The organism is Segeticoccus rhizosphaerae (genome assembly GCF_005222685.1).
Classification (GTDB): domain Bacteria; phylum Actinomycetota; class Actinomycetes; order Actinomycetales; family Dermatophilaceae; genus Segeticoccus; species Segeticoccus rhizosphaerae.
The window spans coordinates 1-14,813 of the sequence record NZ_SWMA01000056.1 but is presented as its reverse complement, the minus strand read 5'-3'; the positions used below and the strand labels follow the sequence as shown (position 1 = coordinate 14,813).

Here is a 14,813-nt window from a genome sequence, read left to right as displayed (position 1 = left end):
TGATCGCCTGATCCGCCACATACTCCTCGAACGTGAGGAACGGCTCGATCTGCTCCAACGCCCGCAACACCCGGTCGGCCTTGCGCACCGGCACCTTCCCCGCCGCGACCGCGTCCGCCAACGGCCGGTGCTTGTCCAACCGGCACGCCACCGCGACCCGCACCGCCTGATGCGCGCCCGCCGGGTCCAGGCTCGCGCTGTGCGACGCCACGTAGTCCGCCCCCGACGAATGGCCCTCTGCATCCGGCGTGTTGCGCCCGACCGCGTCACCCACCACCGCGACCATGACCCGCTCCACGTCCCGGCGCACCGAGTCCAACCCCTCCAGGACCGCCCCCAGCTCGTCCTCCTGCAACCGCCACGACTCCTGCTCCGCCGCCCGCGCCAACGCAGTGGCCGCTGCCTGCACGCCACCCAGCACCGGCCGACCCCCCGCGTCCCCGCCGTCACCTGCCACCCCGTCGCGCAGGCCGGACCCACCCGCAGCCGCGGCCACCGGCACCGTGGGCTGCTGCGGGAACTCCTCCGCGGCGAACTGGAATTCGAACATGCATCCATGTTAGCCGACCCCGCCGACAGACGAAAGAGTGATCAACAACGAATCGCCATATCTCACAAACTAATTCGCGCCCTACTTATCCACATCCTCTCCCGGTCACGTCACGTCATCCACAGCCCGCATGCCGGGAAGCGAGATCGGTCGAAGGCCTCGCCCGGTCTCCCATGGCCCGCAGCCGGCTGTCGCGAGACAGGTCCACCCACTAGAGTCACCTTCGTAATCGCGGCCCGACGGGCTTCCGCCACAGGACACGCACCCACCAGCACGAGACACTTCGTGCTGCCTGGGGTTCTGACCTGTGACGCTGTACCGGCAATCGGTCCGCGGCTTCTCCGCCGTCGAGCACCACTTCGCCGACCTCATCGCCGAGCAGATGCAGATCCGGACCGGTCATGGAGGCCTACCTCCGGGCTCGGCTCGACGACGGCTACAGCGCGCGTATGGCGGCCGGTTACTGCTGGCCGTGGAGCGATCCGCGTCCCGACGGCACGCTGGTGCCCGACGTGCAGATCGACGGCTGGTCCCGACCGTGGAACCTCAAGGGAGATAGGTCGATCGGTGGCGCTCCTGCTGCCGCGCTGTGGGCCACCGATCCCGCCGGATTCGGCCAGGTCGGCTGTGTGTACACGGCCCAGGGCTTCGAATACGACTACGCCGGAGTGGTCCTCGGCCCAGACCTGGTGTGGCGCGAGGGCCGCTGGCTGCCGGTGCGCCGGGCCAACATGGATCCCGACTTCCGCAACACGACGAAGGTCGGCGAGAAGGACTTCGACCGACTGATCCGCAACGTCTACAAGGTGCTGTTGACCCGTGGCATGCGTGGTGTCGCGCTCTATTCGGCCGACGCACCGACCCGTGACCACCTGCGCGAACTCGCCCGGGTCAGCGCCCCTTCGCGCCCGGAGTGACGACCGCGCGGTGTCCGCTGGCTCAGGGGAGCTGGGCGGCCAGCCGCAGCACCCTGGTGGTCTGGGCGTCGTTGAAGTTGTCATCGGACAACAGGACCACCTCGGAGAGCGGGCCGTGACCTGCCCGGAGCTCGGGGTGGCCGCTGAGGTGCGTGATGGCCATCGCCTCGTAGTTGTCCATCAACGGGTTCGTCTGTGCCTCCTTGGCTTTCGCGCCGAGATCGGGACAGGAGGTGACGTCCGCGACCTCCTGCTTCGGTGCGACCAGGTCCGGCGAGTCACCCAGGTCGGCCACCTCGCTGACGTCAGCTGCGGCGCTGAGGTACGGCGCGGCATACAGGCGAATCGTGTTGCCGTCCGTGGGGTTCCACGCGGCCTCCATCACGAGCAGGGAGTCCCGTCCGTAGCTGCTCACCTCGGAGATCCGCATGCCCGGGTCGAGCTGGTAGCCCACCTGCTTGGCGAGGTGGTAGCCGCTCGCACCTCGTTCGTAGACGAGGACCCGGCGGAACGTGTCGTCGCCGGACCGGGAGACGTCGCCGGACAGGGTGCCCTCCATCGCTGCGTAGATCCGGCTGCCGTCACGCGAGACGCTCAGGCCCTCCAGCGTGGCGTTGTCGGTCGCCTGGCCCTCGGGCGCCACGCGGAACCGGGCCGGCACCGGCAGCTGCCCGACCTCCACGCCATCGCGGCCGAAGATGTGGATCGACGGTTCCACCTCGCTGCTCACGACGTACTGTCCGGTCGGCAATACCGCGAGCCCCTCGGCGTCGAAACTGCTCCCGTCGTATGGCGTGCCGTCCGCGTGGCGCAAGAGGAGCGTCCCGCTGACCGTCGGGTCCCCGGGCCCGGCGACGTCCCGCAGGAACCACATCCGGGTCGGCTGGTCGCCCGAGTGGTCCTCGATCGCCGCCCAGGCGTGTCGGCGCACGTCCCGCGCGAGGGCTGAGAGACCACCGACCTCGACACCCTGCACCTCCTGCTTGTCCAGCGCGTCGCTGAACCCCAGTGCCCATCCCCGCGGGGGGCAGGTCGCGGAGGCGGTGGTCGCGGAGGCCGTTGACGCGCCCACGACGACAGCCGGCTGCTGCCCGGTGCCCGCCAGGCCGACAGCGGTCGGTGCCGCAGCGGCTCCCGACGCCGCGCCCAGGCCGGCGACGCCGACTCCGAGCGTCAGGGCGAGGACCGCGGAACGGGCACGGTGCGGGTGACGTGGCAGGGCGTGCATCTCGACCTCCATGGCGTGACCATGGTCCGGCCAGTCACCGGGCCACCCGTCAGTGTGCCACCGATGCCGGCTCGCGCAACGGCTCAGTCGCCGGAGGGTGCCGCCGGCACGATCTCGCAGTCGGAGCTGGGCACCACCAGGCCCTCGTGCCCGTCGTCGAACCGGACGACGTAGGGAGGACCACCGTCAGCCCCCCTCACCTCGATGATCTCGCCTTCCTTGGTGGGCTCGCCCACCTGCCGGCCGTGGATCCGTAGACGCTCTCCGGGGCTCGCGCGCATACCTCTCACCTCCGCAACCTCCAGCGTAGGCGCGACGAGCGCGCCGCGCACCACCTCCGGAGCCCCGGTCTGACGCCAGGCACGCCGAGCGCCGACCACCGCACCAGCCCCGGACCGGGCTCGCCTCGCGACGTGTCACCCCTCGCGGGTAGCCTGCGGCCAGTCAGCCAGGGGAGGCACCCAGTGGGAGTCCACGTCACCAGCACGAGCTACGGCAGGCCCGCCCTCCGGGCACTGCACGACCTGGTCGCCGAGGCCAAACGAGGCGACGCGATGGCGCCGGTCACGGTCCTCGTCCCCACCAACGTCGCGGGCATCGTCGCGCGTCGCCACCTCGCCCGCGGAGTCGACGGCCGCGCCGGTGTCGCGGGCCTCTTCGTCACCACGCTCCCCCGCCTCGCCGAGCAGCTGGCCGCCCCGGCGCTGACCGCGCAGCAGCGCCGTCCCGCCACCCGGCCGGTGACCGCCGCCGCGATCCGCACCCGCCTTGACACGCACCCGGGCATCTTCGAGCCAGTCGCGGGCCACCCCGCCACGGCTCAGGCCATCGCCCTCGCCAGCCGCCGGTTGCGCGACGTCTCGACGGAGGCCCTGACCACGCTCGAGTCGGCTTCTACCCTGGTCAAGGACGTCGTCCGCCTCCATCGCGAGACCACTGCCGACCTCGCCGAGCACTGGTATGACGTGACCGACCTCCTCACGACCGCCACCCGACTGGTCCGCGAGCAGCCGGAACTCACCACATCGCTCGGTCGCCTGGTCCTCTACCTCCCCCAGGAGCTGCACCGGGCCGAGACCGCCCTGGTCGAGGCGCTCGCCGGGCACGGCGACCTGCACGTGATCGCGGGTGTGACCGGGTCTGCGCGTTCCGACCTTGCCGTCAGCTCCACCTGCGAGGCGCTGGGCGTCGAGCTGCCCGAGGCACCCGAAGTCCCCGAGCCCCTCGCCACCCGGGTCGTCAACGCCTCCGACTCCGACGACGAGGTCCGGTGCGTCGTCCGCGAGGTGGTCCGGTCCCTGCGCGATCACCCCGCCCACCGCGTCGCGGTCCTGTATGCCGACCGCTCGCCCTACGCACGCTTGCTGCACGAGCACCTGGGGGCAGCCGGCATCACGACCAACGGGCCCGGAGTCCGGCCGGTCAGCGAGCGCGCCCTGTCGCGGCTGGTCCTCGGGTTGCTCGAGGTGTCCCGTGGCGACTACCGCCGCGGCGACGTCTTCCGCGCCCTCGGGGAGGTGGGTGCGCACGACCTGACCGGCGCGCGGATCAGCGTCTCCCGCTGGGAGCGGGTGTCCCGCGAGGCCGGCGTCGTCGGGGGCGAGCACTGGGACCAGCGGCTGGTCACCTACATGGAGGGGCAGGACCAGCTCATCGCGACCGAGCGCGCCCAGGAGGAGCCCTACGAGCCGCGGATCGAGCGGGCCGAGCGCGAGAAGCAGACCGCCGCCGAGCTGCGCGCGTTCGTGACCGGGCTGCAGCGTGAGTTCGACGAAGCCGGTTCCGTGCAGACCTGGGCCGACCTCGGCACGTGGTGCCTCGACCTGCTGCACACGCTGGTGCCCCTCGAGGACGTGGCGCGGATGCCGGCCGAGGAGCAGTACGCCTCCGGCGTCATCGACCGTGCGCTCGCCGGCCTGGCCGCGCTCGACACCACCGGGACACCGCCCTCGCTCGCCGCGCTCGAGGAGGTGCTGGCCCTCGAGCTGGAGTCGGCGCTGCCGCGGGTCGGGCGGTTCGGCGAGGGGGTGCTGGTCGCACCCATCACCAGCGCGGTCGGGCTCGACCTCGACCTGGTGCACGTCGTGGGCCTGTCGGAGGACCTCTACCCCGGGCGGCTCCACGACGACTCGCTGTTGCCCGACCGCGTCCGCACCCTCACGGGCGGTGAGCTGCCCTCCATCCGGGCCAGCGTCGACCGCGAACACCGCCAGCTGCTGGCCGCTTTCGCGTCGGCGGACACGGTCGTGGCGAGCTTCCCCCGCGGCGACCTGCGACGGCATACCCACCGCCTTCCGAGCCGCTGGCTGCTGCCCTCGATGCGCGCACTCAGCGGCGTCGACAGCTTGCAGGCCACCGAGTGGCAGCGTGCCACCGGCGACTGGCTGTCCACCTCACCGTCCTTCGCCGGCTCGCTGCTCGCCACCGCCTCGCCGAGCACCGAGCAGGAGTGGCGCGCCCGCGCCGCCTCCGCGGGAGTCGACCTCGACGACGCCACCGTCGACAGCGCCCTCGCGATGCGGCGGGCGCGAGCCTCGAGCGAATTCACCCGCTACGACGGCAATCTCGCGGGTCAGGACGGGCTGCCCGACCTGGTCGCCGGCACGGGGTCGGTCTCCCCCACGGCGCTGGAGCGCTATGCCCTCTGCCCGCACGAGTACTTCGTCCAGCGGATGCTGCGGGTGGCACCGTCGGAGGACCCCGAGGAGCAGGTCGAGATCAGCGTGCTCGACATCGGCAACCTGATCCACGAGAGCTTCGACCAGCTGCTGACCGAGTTCGAGGACGACCTGCCCGGGTTCGGGCAGCCGTGGACCGACGAGCAGCGGGCCCGCCTGCAGGAGATCGGTCTGGCGCGGGCGGATGCCTATGAGGCACAAGGCCGCACCGGCCATCCGTTGCTGTGGGCCCGCACCCGCACCAACCTGTTGGCCACCCTCGACTGGATGCTCGCCGACGACGACGCCTGGCGGGCGGACCAGGACGCGCGGGTCGTCGACAGCGAGCTCGCCTTCGGCATGCGCGGGCAGCCCGGGGTCGACGTGCCGGTCGAGGGCGGCACCATCTCGTTCCGTGGCAGCGCCGACAAGGTCGACCAGCGCCGCGACGGCACGCTCCTGGTCACCGACATCAAGACCGGCAGCGCCCGACGGTTCAAGGACCTGTCCGCGGCCAACCCCGTGGCCGGGGGCGAAAAGCTCCAGCTGCCCGTCTACGCGCACGCGGCCCGGGCACGCTACGGCAGCGCGAGCACGCCGGTCGAGGCGATGTACTGGTTCGTCCGCAAGGACGCCGGCACCCGGGTGCAGGTGCCACTCACCGACGAGGTGCAGCAGACGTATGCCGAGACGCTCACCGTGATCGCCGACGCCATGGCGCGCGGAGCCTTCCCGGCTCGGGCGCCGGAGAAGCCCGACTTCGCGTGGGTGCAGTGCCCCTTCTGCAACCCGGACGGCCTCGGCCACTCCGATGTCCGACGACGGTGGGAGGCCAAGCGACTCGCGCCGACCCTGGTCGACTACACCCGCCTGGTCGAGCCGGACGCGATACCGCCCGATGAGCGGCCGATCGACGAGCAGGAGGTGCTGCGATGACCGCCATCCGCGAGCTGACCGACGCAGCGGCGCGAGACGCCATCCGACGCGACACCGGGCGCACCCTCTTCGTCGAGGCCGGGGCCGGCTCCGGCAAGACCACCAGACTGGTCAGCCGCATCCAGACCCTGGTAGTCGACGACGGCGTCCCCATCGACGCGATCGCGGCCGTGACCTTCACCGAGCGGGCCGGCGCCGAGCTGCGCGACCGGCTTCGGGCGCGGCTCGAGAACGCCGCGCACTACGAGCTGGCCAAGCGACCCGACCGTGCGGCGCTCGCCGACAAGGCGCTCGACGGGCTCGACACCGCGGCGATCGGCACCCTGCACTCCTTCGCCCAGCGCATCCTGGCCGAGCACCCCATCGAGGCGGGCATCCCACCACTCGTGGAGGTGCTCGACGAGGTCGCCTCCTCGGTGGCGTTCGAGGCGCGCTGGACCGCCCTGCGCACCGAGCTGCTGGACTCCGACGAGATGGCTCCGACCCTCGAGCTCGCGCTTGCTGTCGGCATCAAGCTGGAGCACGTCCGAGCGCTCATCACCCGGCTCAATGCCGACTGGGACCTGGTCGAGCAACACGTCGTCGCTCCGGGGCAACCGCCCATGGCCTCGGCACCCGATGTGACCGCGTTGCGTGCGGAGGCGGAGCGGCTGGCGTCCATGGCCGATCGGTGCAGCGACCCCGACGACAAGTTCGTGCAGAGGCTCGAGTCGCTGGCCCAGTGGACCGCCGGGCTCGCAACGGCCGGGGACGACACGACCGCCCAGCTCACCGCGCTTCGGGCTGCGGCCGAGCTCAAGTTCAGCTTCGGCCGCAAGGCCAACTGGGGTGGCGCCCTCGACCAGATCAGGTCCGACTGCGAGGAGTGGAAGGCCTCGGCGGCGCGCCTGGTCGGCGCAGTCGTCGAGATGGTGTTGCGCTCGCTGGTGCACTGGTGCGGCATACGCGTCCTTGCCGCTGCACAGGAGCGGCGCGGCGACGGGCGGTTGGAGTTCCACGACCTGCTCGTGCTGACCCGCAACCTGCTGCGCGACGACGCCGAGGTGCGCGCGGCGCTGCAACAGCGTTACCAGCGGCTGCTGCTCGACGAGTTCCAGGACACCGACCCGATCCAGATCGAGATCGCCACCCGGATCGCCGGAGGCGCTGCGGCAACGCAGGACCGGTGGGAGGACGTGGTCGTGCCGCCCGGGTCGCTCTTCGTCGTCGGCGACCCGAAGCAGTCGATCTACCGCTTCCGCCGCGCCGACATCGCGATGTACCTGCGCGCGCAACGGGTGATCGGCGACGAGGTGTCGCTCACCACCAACTTCCGCACCGTTGCGCCGATCCTGCGCTGGGTCAACGAGGTCTTCGGCACGCTGATCCGGGCCGACGCCGAGAAGCAGCCGCACTACCAGCCGCTCGACCTGCACCGCGGCGAGCCGACGGTCGGCGACCCGGTCACCGTGGTGGGCGCGGAGGAGCACCCCGGCAAGGTCGCCGCCGACGAGTTGCGCGAGCTCGAGGCCGACGACGTGGTCCGCGCCATCGTGCGGGCACTCGACGAGGGCTGGACCACGCAGGAGTCGGTGCCGCCCACCACACCGGGCGGCGAGGAGACGACGCGCTGGCGGCCCATGCGCGCCGGCGACATCACGGTGCTGCTGCCTGCGCGCACGTCGCTGCCCTTCCTCGAGGCCGCGCTCGATGCCGCAGGCGTCCTCTACCGCACCGAGTCGAGCTCGCTGGTCTACCACGCCGCCGAGGTGCGCGACCTGTTCGCCGCCGTGCGCGCGATCGCCGACCCGTCCGACGCGTTCGCCCTGGTCACCACCTTGCGCTCGCCGCTCTTCGGCTGCGGTGACGACGACCTGTGGACGTGGAAGCGGGGCGGCGGCGCGTTCCACCTCCTCGCGCCGGCGCCGGACGGGCTGGCCTCGCACCCGGTCGGGCAGGCAGTCGCCTATCTGAAGCGGCTGCACCGCCGTTCGCGCTGGATGACTCCCAGCGAGGTGCTCGGCGCGATCGCGGTCGACCGGCGGATGTTCGAGGTCGCCGTCTTCGGGCCGCGGGCACGCGACAGCTGGCGGCGGCTGCGCTTCGTCATCGACCAGGCCCGTGCCTGGTCGGAGGTCGAGCACGGCGGGTTGCGGTCCTACCTCGCCTGGGCCGCCGCGCAATCGGTCGAGGGTTCGCGCGTCGCCGAGGCGGTGCTGCCCGAGACCGACACCGACTCCGTGCGGATCATGACCGTGCACGCCGCCAAGGGGCTCGAGTTCCCGATGGTCGTGCTGTCCGGTATGACGTCGGCACCCAACCCGGGGCGCGGTGTCCGCTTCTTCTGGAAGGACGACGGGTATGCCGTGGCCCTGGGCAAGGGCCTGGAGACCGACGACTTCCAGGACCAGGTGCCGCTCGACGAGCAGATGGGCTCCTACGAGCGGCTTCGCCTGATGTACGTCGCCGCGACGCGGGCGCGGGACCACCTGGTGGTCTCGCTGCACCGGTCCGGCAAGCGTGACACCAACGCGCGTCAGCTCGCCGACGCAGGGGCAGGGACGGCCGCCGACGCGGTGGGGCTCCCCGATGACGTGGGCGAGTCCGTGCGCACCCGGGAGCGGGTGCCGGTGGCTCCCCCACCAGACTTCGACCGGTGGTTCGCCGAGGTGAGCGCCTCTGCGGAGGCGAGTCGCGTCATACCCGCACAAAGCGCCTCCGGCCTCGAGGGCACCGACCCGGAGGTCGCGTTGGCTGGGGTCGGCCAACCACCCGACGCTCTGGCCGCTGACGATTCGGCGAGCGAGGGCTTCGCGCAGGCGGAGGTGGCCGATGCCTCAGACCTGGACGAGGTGGCCGGCACCGCCAAGGGTGGTCGTGACGTCGAGCTGCCCGCGTGGTCCAAGGGCCGCTACGGGTCGGCGGTGGGTCGGGCTGTCCACGGTGTGCTGCAGGTGGTCGACCTTGCCACGGGCACCGGTCTGGACGACGCGGTGGCGGCCCAGTGCGTCGCCGAGGGGGTCGTCGAGTTCGCCCCGTTGGTCCGCGACCTCGCGCACTCGGCTCTCGAGTCCGACGTCCTGCAGCGCGCGGCAGCCCGACCGCACTGGCGCGAGTCCTACGTCGGCACGGTGCAGCCCGACGGCACGGTGCTCGAGGGCTTCGTCGACCTGATCTATCGCGAGGACGACGGCTCGCTCGTGATCGTCGACTACAAGACCGACGACGTCCCCGATGCCGCGGTGCCCAGCCGGGTCGTCTACTACGCGCCCCAGGTGCGTGCCTACGCGGACATGCTCAGCTGCGCGACCGATGAGCCGCCGGCCCGGACCACTCTGCTGTTCACCCGCCCCGGTTCCGCGACGGCCGTCGACGTCGAGGAAGCCACGCCATAGCCGGCTGCGCCGCTGAAGTCGGCGTGACGATGGTCAGGCCGGGCGGGGCACCCCGGCAAACATCGACAGGGTGAACCAGCGCGGCAGCGCCTGGACGAGGCTACGGGGTCCGGTGACGAGCAGGTCACCGGCGCGCACCGCCGCCGACCAGTCGCGGTCTCCGCGCCAGATGTGGGTGAGGGTGCGCAGGGTGGTGGTGAGCAGGAGGTCGACCCCGAATCCGGGGTCGTCGTCGCAGACGTCGACCGGCCGGACGCGGTCAGCCCGGTCGAGCACCGCCCACCAGCGCGCTCCCGGCCCCGTCAGGTCGGTGAACACGAACTCCACGACGACGCGCCGCGCGGGCAGCTCCTCGAGCTCCACCCGCCGCCGCATGTCCCACAGCAGCAGGTGCGGGTCGAGGTCCTCGTCACCGATCTCGCCGATCCACCGGGTGCCCCAGCGACCGATCGTCTCCAGCACCTCGCCGAGCTCCCTGCCGGCCGCGGTCGGCTCGTAGTCGATGTGGCCGTGGCCGTCTAGTCGCTCGATCAGGCCGGCTCGCTGCAGCTGCCGGAGGCGGGTGGACAGCAGTGCAGGAGAGATCTTGGGGACACCCCGCCGGATCTCGTTGAACCGGCTGCTGCCGGTGACGACCTCCCTCATCACGAGCATGGTCCACCGCTGGTCGAACAGCTCCATCGCCTTGGCGATGGGGCAGAACTGTCCGTAGCCGCCCATGGGTCACCGTCCTTGCTGCCACCACGGTAGAAGGACCAGCCCGGCAGTGTCACTACTGATTCTGAAGCGTGCCGGTACAGATCTGGAACTACCCACCGTGTGCGGGCCGGCGGACGCTGGAAGCCGGGCCCGACCGCGGCCCCAATGCACCGGAGGAAGATCATGAGCACCACCAGCGCACCAGCGACCGTCACCGCGCCGACCATGCAGCAGCAGGCGGGCGCGCTCCTCACCCAGGTGGCCGGGTATGCCGGCTACCGCACCATCGCGATCGGGCTGCGCACCGGCCTGATCCGCGAACTGGCGAACGGCACGGCGACGACGCCGGACGACCTCGCGCAGGCCCTCGGGCTCGATCCGTTCTACGTCTCGGTGTGGTGCCAGGGGGCCGTGGCGAGCGGCGTCGGCGTCCGCGCCGAAGGCCGGCTCGAGCTCGCGCCACACCTGGCCACCCTGTTGCTCGACGACACCTCACCGGCCTACGTCGGTGCGATGTTCGACATCTTCTCCCAGCCGGAGTTCTTCGACCGGTTCGAGAAGGAGCTCCGTGGCACGCGGCTGTGGTGGGACGAGTGCAGTCCCGACATGCTCCGTGCCGTGTCGCGCACGTCCACACCCTTCTACACGCGCCTCGTCCCCGGCGCGCTCGACCAGATACCCGACGTTGCCCGGCGGCTCCGCGACGGCACCACCGTGGCCGACCTCGGGTCGGGACTCGGGCTCGGCCTGCGGCGGCTCGCCGAGCACTACCCGCGGTGCCGCGTTGTCGGCGTCGACGGTGACGCCGCCTCCATCGCGATCGCCCGCCGGGGCATCGACGGCACCGGCCTGGGCGACCGGGTGGACTTCCTGCACAACCCCTTGGAGGAGCTGGACAGCGAGGGTGAGTTCGGCGTCGTGGTGTCCAACCTCGCCATGCACGAGTGCCGCGACATCGACGAGGTCACCCGGCGGGTCCGCCGGTCGCTCGAGCCGGGCGGGTGGTTCTGCATCTCCGACTTCCCCTTCCCCGAGGACGACGAGACGCTGCGCTCCGTGCCGGGACGGATCCTGGCGGCCATCCAGTTCTTCGAGGCCCAGATCGACGACCAGCTGCTGCCCCGACGCACGTATGACGAGCTGCTCACCCGCCATGGCTTCGTCGACCTCGGCCACCTCGAGCTGACGCCGGTGCACGCCGTGACGTTCGCGAGGCGACCGCTCGAGTAGGCGGTCCGTCAGCCGCTCGGGCTCTGCCGGCAGGCGAGAATCACCCGTTCGGCCGATGGTTGCCCCGGCGCGCCGGCTGGCAGGCTTCACGGACTGCCGTCGGCGGGCACCACGACCGGAGAGGACGAAGCGCGCAGCATGTCGGGGAGGGGGCGAGCCAAGTGCTGGGACGCGGTCACGTTCGGCCCTGCCCGTCGACGGCGCTGGATGAGGCGACGCCTTGCCGAGCTGGACCGGCTCGACCACGAGGCGCCGGAGCCTCTCCCGGTCCTACCGCGCACTGTGCGGCCGGCTCGACAGCGACGTTCTGACCACGGCCGCCATCGCAGCCGTGCGATCCTTGTCGTGCCGATCGGGCTGCTGCTCGTCGGCACCCTTGCCGTCGGCACCAAGCACGTGCCGCTGTCCGTCCTCCGCGTCGTGCAACAGGCCGGCGACACCCCGCCGATCCCGACCGACGCGCGTCGCGACCCGCTGGGGACGCCGCCTCCCGCACCTGCCGGCGAGGGCGGGTACCGCTTCATGGCGCACCTGCCTGGCCGACCGGACGTGCCCGTCGCCTACGACCCGTGCCGCCCCATCCACGTGGTGGTCAGCAACGCGTCGGCGCCAGCCGGTGCCGACCGGCTGTTGCGCGAGGCGACCCGCGAGGTGTCCCACGCCACCGGACTCGTCTTCGTCATCGACGGACCGACCGACGAGCTGCCCAGCAAGGAGCGGCCGGAGCAGGACAGGCGGTATGGCGACCGGTGGTCACCGGTGCTCGTGGCCTGGACCACGCCAGCCCAAGATCCGAGGCTGCGCGGGCGAGTCGCCGGTATAGGCGGCAGCACGCGGCAGAAGGGACGCACGAGCCAGCCCCGCTACGTCACGGGCATCGTCTCCCTGGACGGCCCGGCGATACGCCGGATCCTGGCGCGACCGGACGGCCACCAGCAGGCACGGGCGATCGTGATGCATGAGCTCGGTCACTTGGTCGGTCTCGCCCACGTGCCCGACGCGCACCAGTTGATGTACCCGGAGAACAACGGTCGGGTGGCGTTCGGCGACGGAGACCTGCGCGGACTGCACGAGCTCGGACTCGGGAAGTGCTACTTCGACACCTGAGCCAGGATCGCGAAAGAGGCAGGTCTCGCGCCCATTCCGTCGCTACTCAGGTCCGATCGCGGGACTGCTCGGTGAGGAGCGATGGTGCACGTGTGTGCAGTCCCCAGCCCGCGAAGGCCATCAGGATTGCCCCGGGGATGATGCCCGCCACCACGGCCACAACAGCCGCCGATCCCCCGGCGAAGTCGATGACCAGCCCGACCGCACCGGACAACGCGATCGCGGCGCCGAGCACGTGAAAGAAACGCCGCGCGAAGTGCACCGCCAGTTCGAAGAAGTGCGCGCCAACCACCAGCGACACCCAGGCCACTCCCGCCTCCGGTCGGTCGAGCGGACCTGCGAGCAGACGAACCCCGGCAACGATCGCCAGGAACTCCACCGCGACGACGATCCAGTAGCCGCGGCCGAAGACGGGCCCACGCGCCCCGGAAGCGACTGTGTCGAGTGTGGTCCCCGCCCCCGGCACGGCGTCGCCCTCGGTGTCTGTGCCACCAGCTGCAGCGCCCACGGATCGGCGACGGGCCGCGAGCAGCAGTGCCGCCAGCGCCACGACCCCGAGCACTCGCGCCGCCCAGGCGGCGGCTCCCGGGAGGGCCCCTGCGTTCACCTCGACATAGATGAACCCGAAGGCCCCTCCGATGAGCGAACCGATCAGTTGTCCTGGCACTGCCGCCCCCATCCAGTCATCCGCACACCGTCCGGGCGGCGTCCCTGCACGGTAGCCACCGGGAACGCCCTCACACGAATGTTTACCGTGGCAAGCACGTGACCCTCGACGCGCACTGCCGCCCTCCCCGGCAAGTAATCACTTGCTGCGGCAAGCGACCCATTGTTACGTTCTCTCCATGAATGCTGGACGACAGGGCCGCGGTCGAGCCACCGGAGGTTACTTCGGCGCGCTGAGCCGCCGCACCTACATACAACTGGTCACCTTCCGCCGCAACGGGACACCGGTCGGCACGCCGGTGCACCTGGCCGCCCCACCGGACGGCGAGCGGGGCTACTTCCGGACCTGGCACACGACGGGCAAGGCCAAGCGGGTGCGGCACACCAAGAGGGTGGAGCTGGCGCCGTCGACCTTCCGCGGGCGTCCGGTGGGCGAGCCGATCCCGGCAACGGTACGGCTGCTCAAGGGCGTCGAGGCGAAGGTTGCCGCCGACCTGCTCGCGGCACGCCACCCGGTGCTGCACGGCATACTGATCCCGCGCTACCACCGGATGCGTGGGTGGCGCACCCTGCACTACGAGCTGACCCGTCCGAGCGCGTCGGAGGCAGTGAATGAATCGCGCAAGTCCAGCCGGCCGAACGTGCCGAGCGAGACTCCGGATGAGTGATGGTGCCCCCACGCGCCAGCGGCTCCTGCGCGAGGCCATGCGCCTCTTCGGCGAACACGGTTACGCCGCTACCTCCATCGCCATGATCGAGCAGGCGGCCGGCCTGTCGCCGGGGTCCGGCAGCCTCTACAAGCACTTCGCCTCCAAACAGGAGCTGCTCAGCGCCGGGCTGGACCAGCTCCTGCAGGGAACGCCGGAGCTCACCGCGCGCCTCGAGGAGACCGCAAGCCGCTCCCTTCCCCGCCGCCGGGCTGACGCCGAAGCGGCGCTGAACACCATCATGGTGGAGACGGCCAGGGCCGGACTTGCCCGGCTCGACCAGGACCGCGACCTCAACCGCCTGCTCTTCCGTGGGCTCGAGGCCTTCCCCCAACTCATGGCGCGCTTCCGCGACGAGGAGCTCCGCCGAGCACAGGACGCGACTGCCGCGCTCCTGGCTGGGCTGGCCGAGCAAAGCTCACGCCGCACCTCCCGCGGCCAGAACGCGCGGGGCCAGAACCTCCGAAGCCAGGACGCCGGTGGCGGTCACGAGGCGGACTGGGACGCCGTCGCCGTGGTGTTCGTCGGCGCCATCGCGCACTACTGGCTGATGCGGGACGTGTTCGGCGAGCACCCATCCGGCATCGACGAGGACCGGCATGTCGACGCGATCGCTCGCGTCGCCGTTGCGGCCCTGCTCCGCTGAAGACGCGAAACCGACATGCCTGTGTCCCCGCCCGAGTTGGGGCGGGGTGGGGCTGGGAGTTCAGGGTTGCCAGGCGAAGGTGCCGTCGTCGTGGCG

11 protein-coding genes and 1 pseudogene are annotated in these 14,813 nt (G+C 71.4%); 7 read left to right on the top strand and 5 right to left on the bottom strand.

The features are described 5' to 3' along the window. A pseudogene (locus FCN22_RS20505) lies at positions 1-550 on the bottom strand (hypothetical protein); the annotation flags it as partial. A gap of 401 nt (positions 551-951) precedes the next feature. Between FCN22_RS20505 and FCN22_RS20500 the strand changes: the two are divergent. Beyond that, positions 952-1,467: a DNA/RNA helicase domain-containing protein gene (locus tag FCN22_RS20500; protein WP_137123420.1), complete on the top strand. Its 516-nt coding sequence runs from the start codon at positions 952-954 to the stop codon at positions 1,465-1,467. A gap of 22 nt (positions 1,468-1,489) precedes the next feature. Here the strand turns inward: FCN22_RS20500 and FCN22_RS20495 are convergent, their stop codons facing one another. Continuing rightward, positions 1,490-2,707: an esterase-like activity of phytase family protein gene (locus FCN22_RS20495; RefSeq protein WP_137123419.1), complete on the bottom strand. Its 1,218-nt coding sequence runs from the start codon at positions 2,705-2,707 to the stop codon at positions 1,490-1,492. A 71-nt stretch (positions 2,708-2,778) separates the two neighbouring features. After that, positions 2,779-2,976, bottom strand: coding sequence for a DUF1918 domain-containing protein (locus tag FCN22_RS20490; RefSeq protein ID WP_137123418.1), 198 nt, complete (start codon positions 2,974-2,976; stop codon positions 2,779-2,781). A 183-nt stretch (positions 2,977-3,159) separates the two neighbouring features. On the opposite strand from FCN22_RS20490, the gene FCN22_RS20485 reads away from it, so the two are divergent. Then, complete coding sequence (locus tag FCN22_RS20485) at positions 3,160-6,288, top strand: PD-(D/E)XK nuclease family protein (protein ID WP_202911721.1); 3,129 nt, start codon at positions 3,160-3,162, stop codon at positions 6,286-6,288. After that, on the top strand, positions 6,285-9,662 hold the full coding sequence (locus FCN22_RS20480) for a UvrD-helicase domain-containing protein (protein ID WP_202911720.1): 3,378 nt from the start codon (positions 6,285-6,287) through the stop codon (positions 9,660-9,662). Before FCN22_RS20485 ends, FCN22_RS20480 begins: the two co-directional genes overlap by 4 nt. A gap of 33 nt (positions 9,663-9,695) precedes the next feature. Here the strand turns inward: FCN22_RS20480 and FCN22_RS20475 are convergent, their stop codons facing one another. After that, the gene (locus FCN22_RS20475) at positions 9,696-10,382 is read right to left on the bottom strand and encodes a winged helix-turn-helix transcriptional regulator (RefSeq protein WP_137123417.1); all 687 of its coding nucleotides are present in this window, start codon (positions 10,380-10,382) and stop codon (positions 9,696-9,698) included. Positions 10,383-10,544: 162 nt separating this feature from the next. On the opposite strand from FCN22_RS20475, the gene FCN22_RS20470 reads away from it, so the two are divergent. Both FCN22_RS20470 and FCN22_RS20465 read left to right on the top strand, forming a co-directional pair. Continuing rightward, positions 10,545-11,591, top strand: coding sequence for a class I SAM-dependent methyltransferase (locus tag FCN22_RS20470; RefSeq protein ID WP_162308279.1), 1,047 nt, complete (start codon positions 10,545-10,547; stop codon positions 11,589-11,591). 345 nt (positions 11,592-11,936) lie between these two features. Further along, complete coding sequence (locus FCN22_RS20465; protein WP_162308278.1) at positions 11,937-12,698, top strand: matrixin family metalloprotease; 762 nt, start codon at positions 11,937-11,939, stop codon at positions 12,696-12,698. A gap of 46 nt (positions 12,699-12,744) precedes the next feature. Here the strand turns inward: FCN22_RS20465 and FCN22_RS20460 are convergent, their stop codons facing one another. Further along, entirely contained in the window at positions 12,745-13,365 is a 621-nt protein-coding gene (locus tag FCN22_RS20460; RefSeq protein WP_137123414.1) for a hypothetical protein, read from the bottom strand. Between the two features lie 178 nt (positions 13,366-13,543). Here FCN22_RS20460 and FCN22_RS20455 point away from each other — a divergent pair, with 178 nt between their 5' ends. Together FCN22_RS20455 and FCN22_RS20450 are read left to right on the top strand one after the other, a co-directional pair. Continuing rightward, positions 13,544-14,032 (top strand): PPOX class F420-dependent oxidoreductase, encoded by a 489-nt coding sequence (locus FCN22_RS20455; protein WP_137123413.1) that lies wholly within the window; start codon positions 13,544-13,546, stop codon positions 14,030-14,032. Beyond that, entirely contained in the window at positions 14,025-14,717 is a 693-nt protein-coding gene (locus FCN22_RS20450; RefSeq protein ID WP_137123412.1) for a TetR/AcrR family transcriptional regulator, read from the top strand. Before FCN22_RS20455 ends, FCN22_RS20450 begins: the two co-directional genes overlap by 8 nt. The last annotated feature ends 96 nt before the right edge of the window (positions 14,718-14,813 follow it).

Bases quoted from the DNA above. Each gene is read 5' to 3' on its own strand.
- FCN22_RS20480 (WP_202911720.1), top strand. From the start codon at position 6,285: ATGACCGCCATCCGCGAGCTGACCGACGCAGCGGCGCGAGACGCCATC.
- FCN22_RS20450 (WP_137123412.1), top strand. From the start codon at position 14,025: ATGAGTGATGGTGCCCCCACGCGCCAGCGGCTCCTGCGCGAGGCCATG.
- FCN22_RS20500 (WP_137123420.1), top strand. From the start codon at position 952: ATGGAGGCCTACCTCCGGGCTCGGCTCGACGACGGCTACAGCGCGCGT.
- FCN22_RS20470 (WP_162308279.1), top strand. From the start codon at position 10,545: ATGAGCACCACCAGCGCACCAGCGACCGTCACCGCGCCGACCATGCAG.
- FCN22_RS20475 (WP_137123417.1), bottom strand. From the start codon at position 10,382: ATGGGCGGCTACGGACAGTTCTGCCCCATCGCCAAGGCGATGGAGCTG.
- FCN22_RS20495 (WP_137123419.1), bottom strand. From the start codon at position 2,707: ATGGAGGTCGAGATGCACGCCCTGCCACGTCACCCGCACCGTGCCCGT.
- FCN22_RS20455 (WP_137123413.1), top strand. From the start codon at position 13,544: ATGAATGCTGGACGACAGGGCCGCGGTCGAGCCACCGGAGGTTACTTC.
- FCN22_RS20490 (WP_137123418.1), bottom strand. From the start codon at position 2,976: ATGCGCGCGAGCCCCGGAGAGCGTCTACGGATCCACGGCCGGCAGGTG.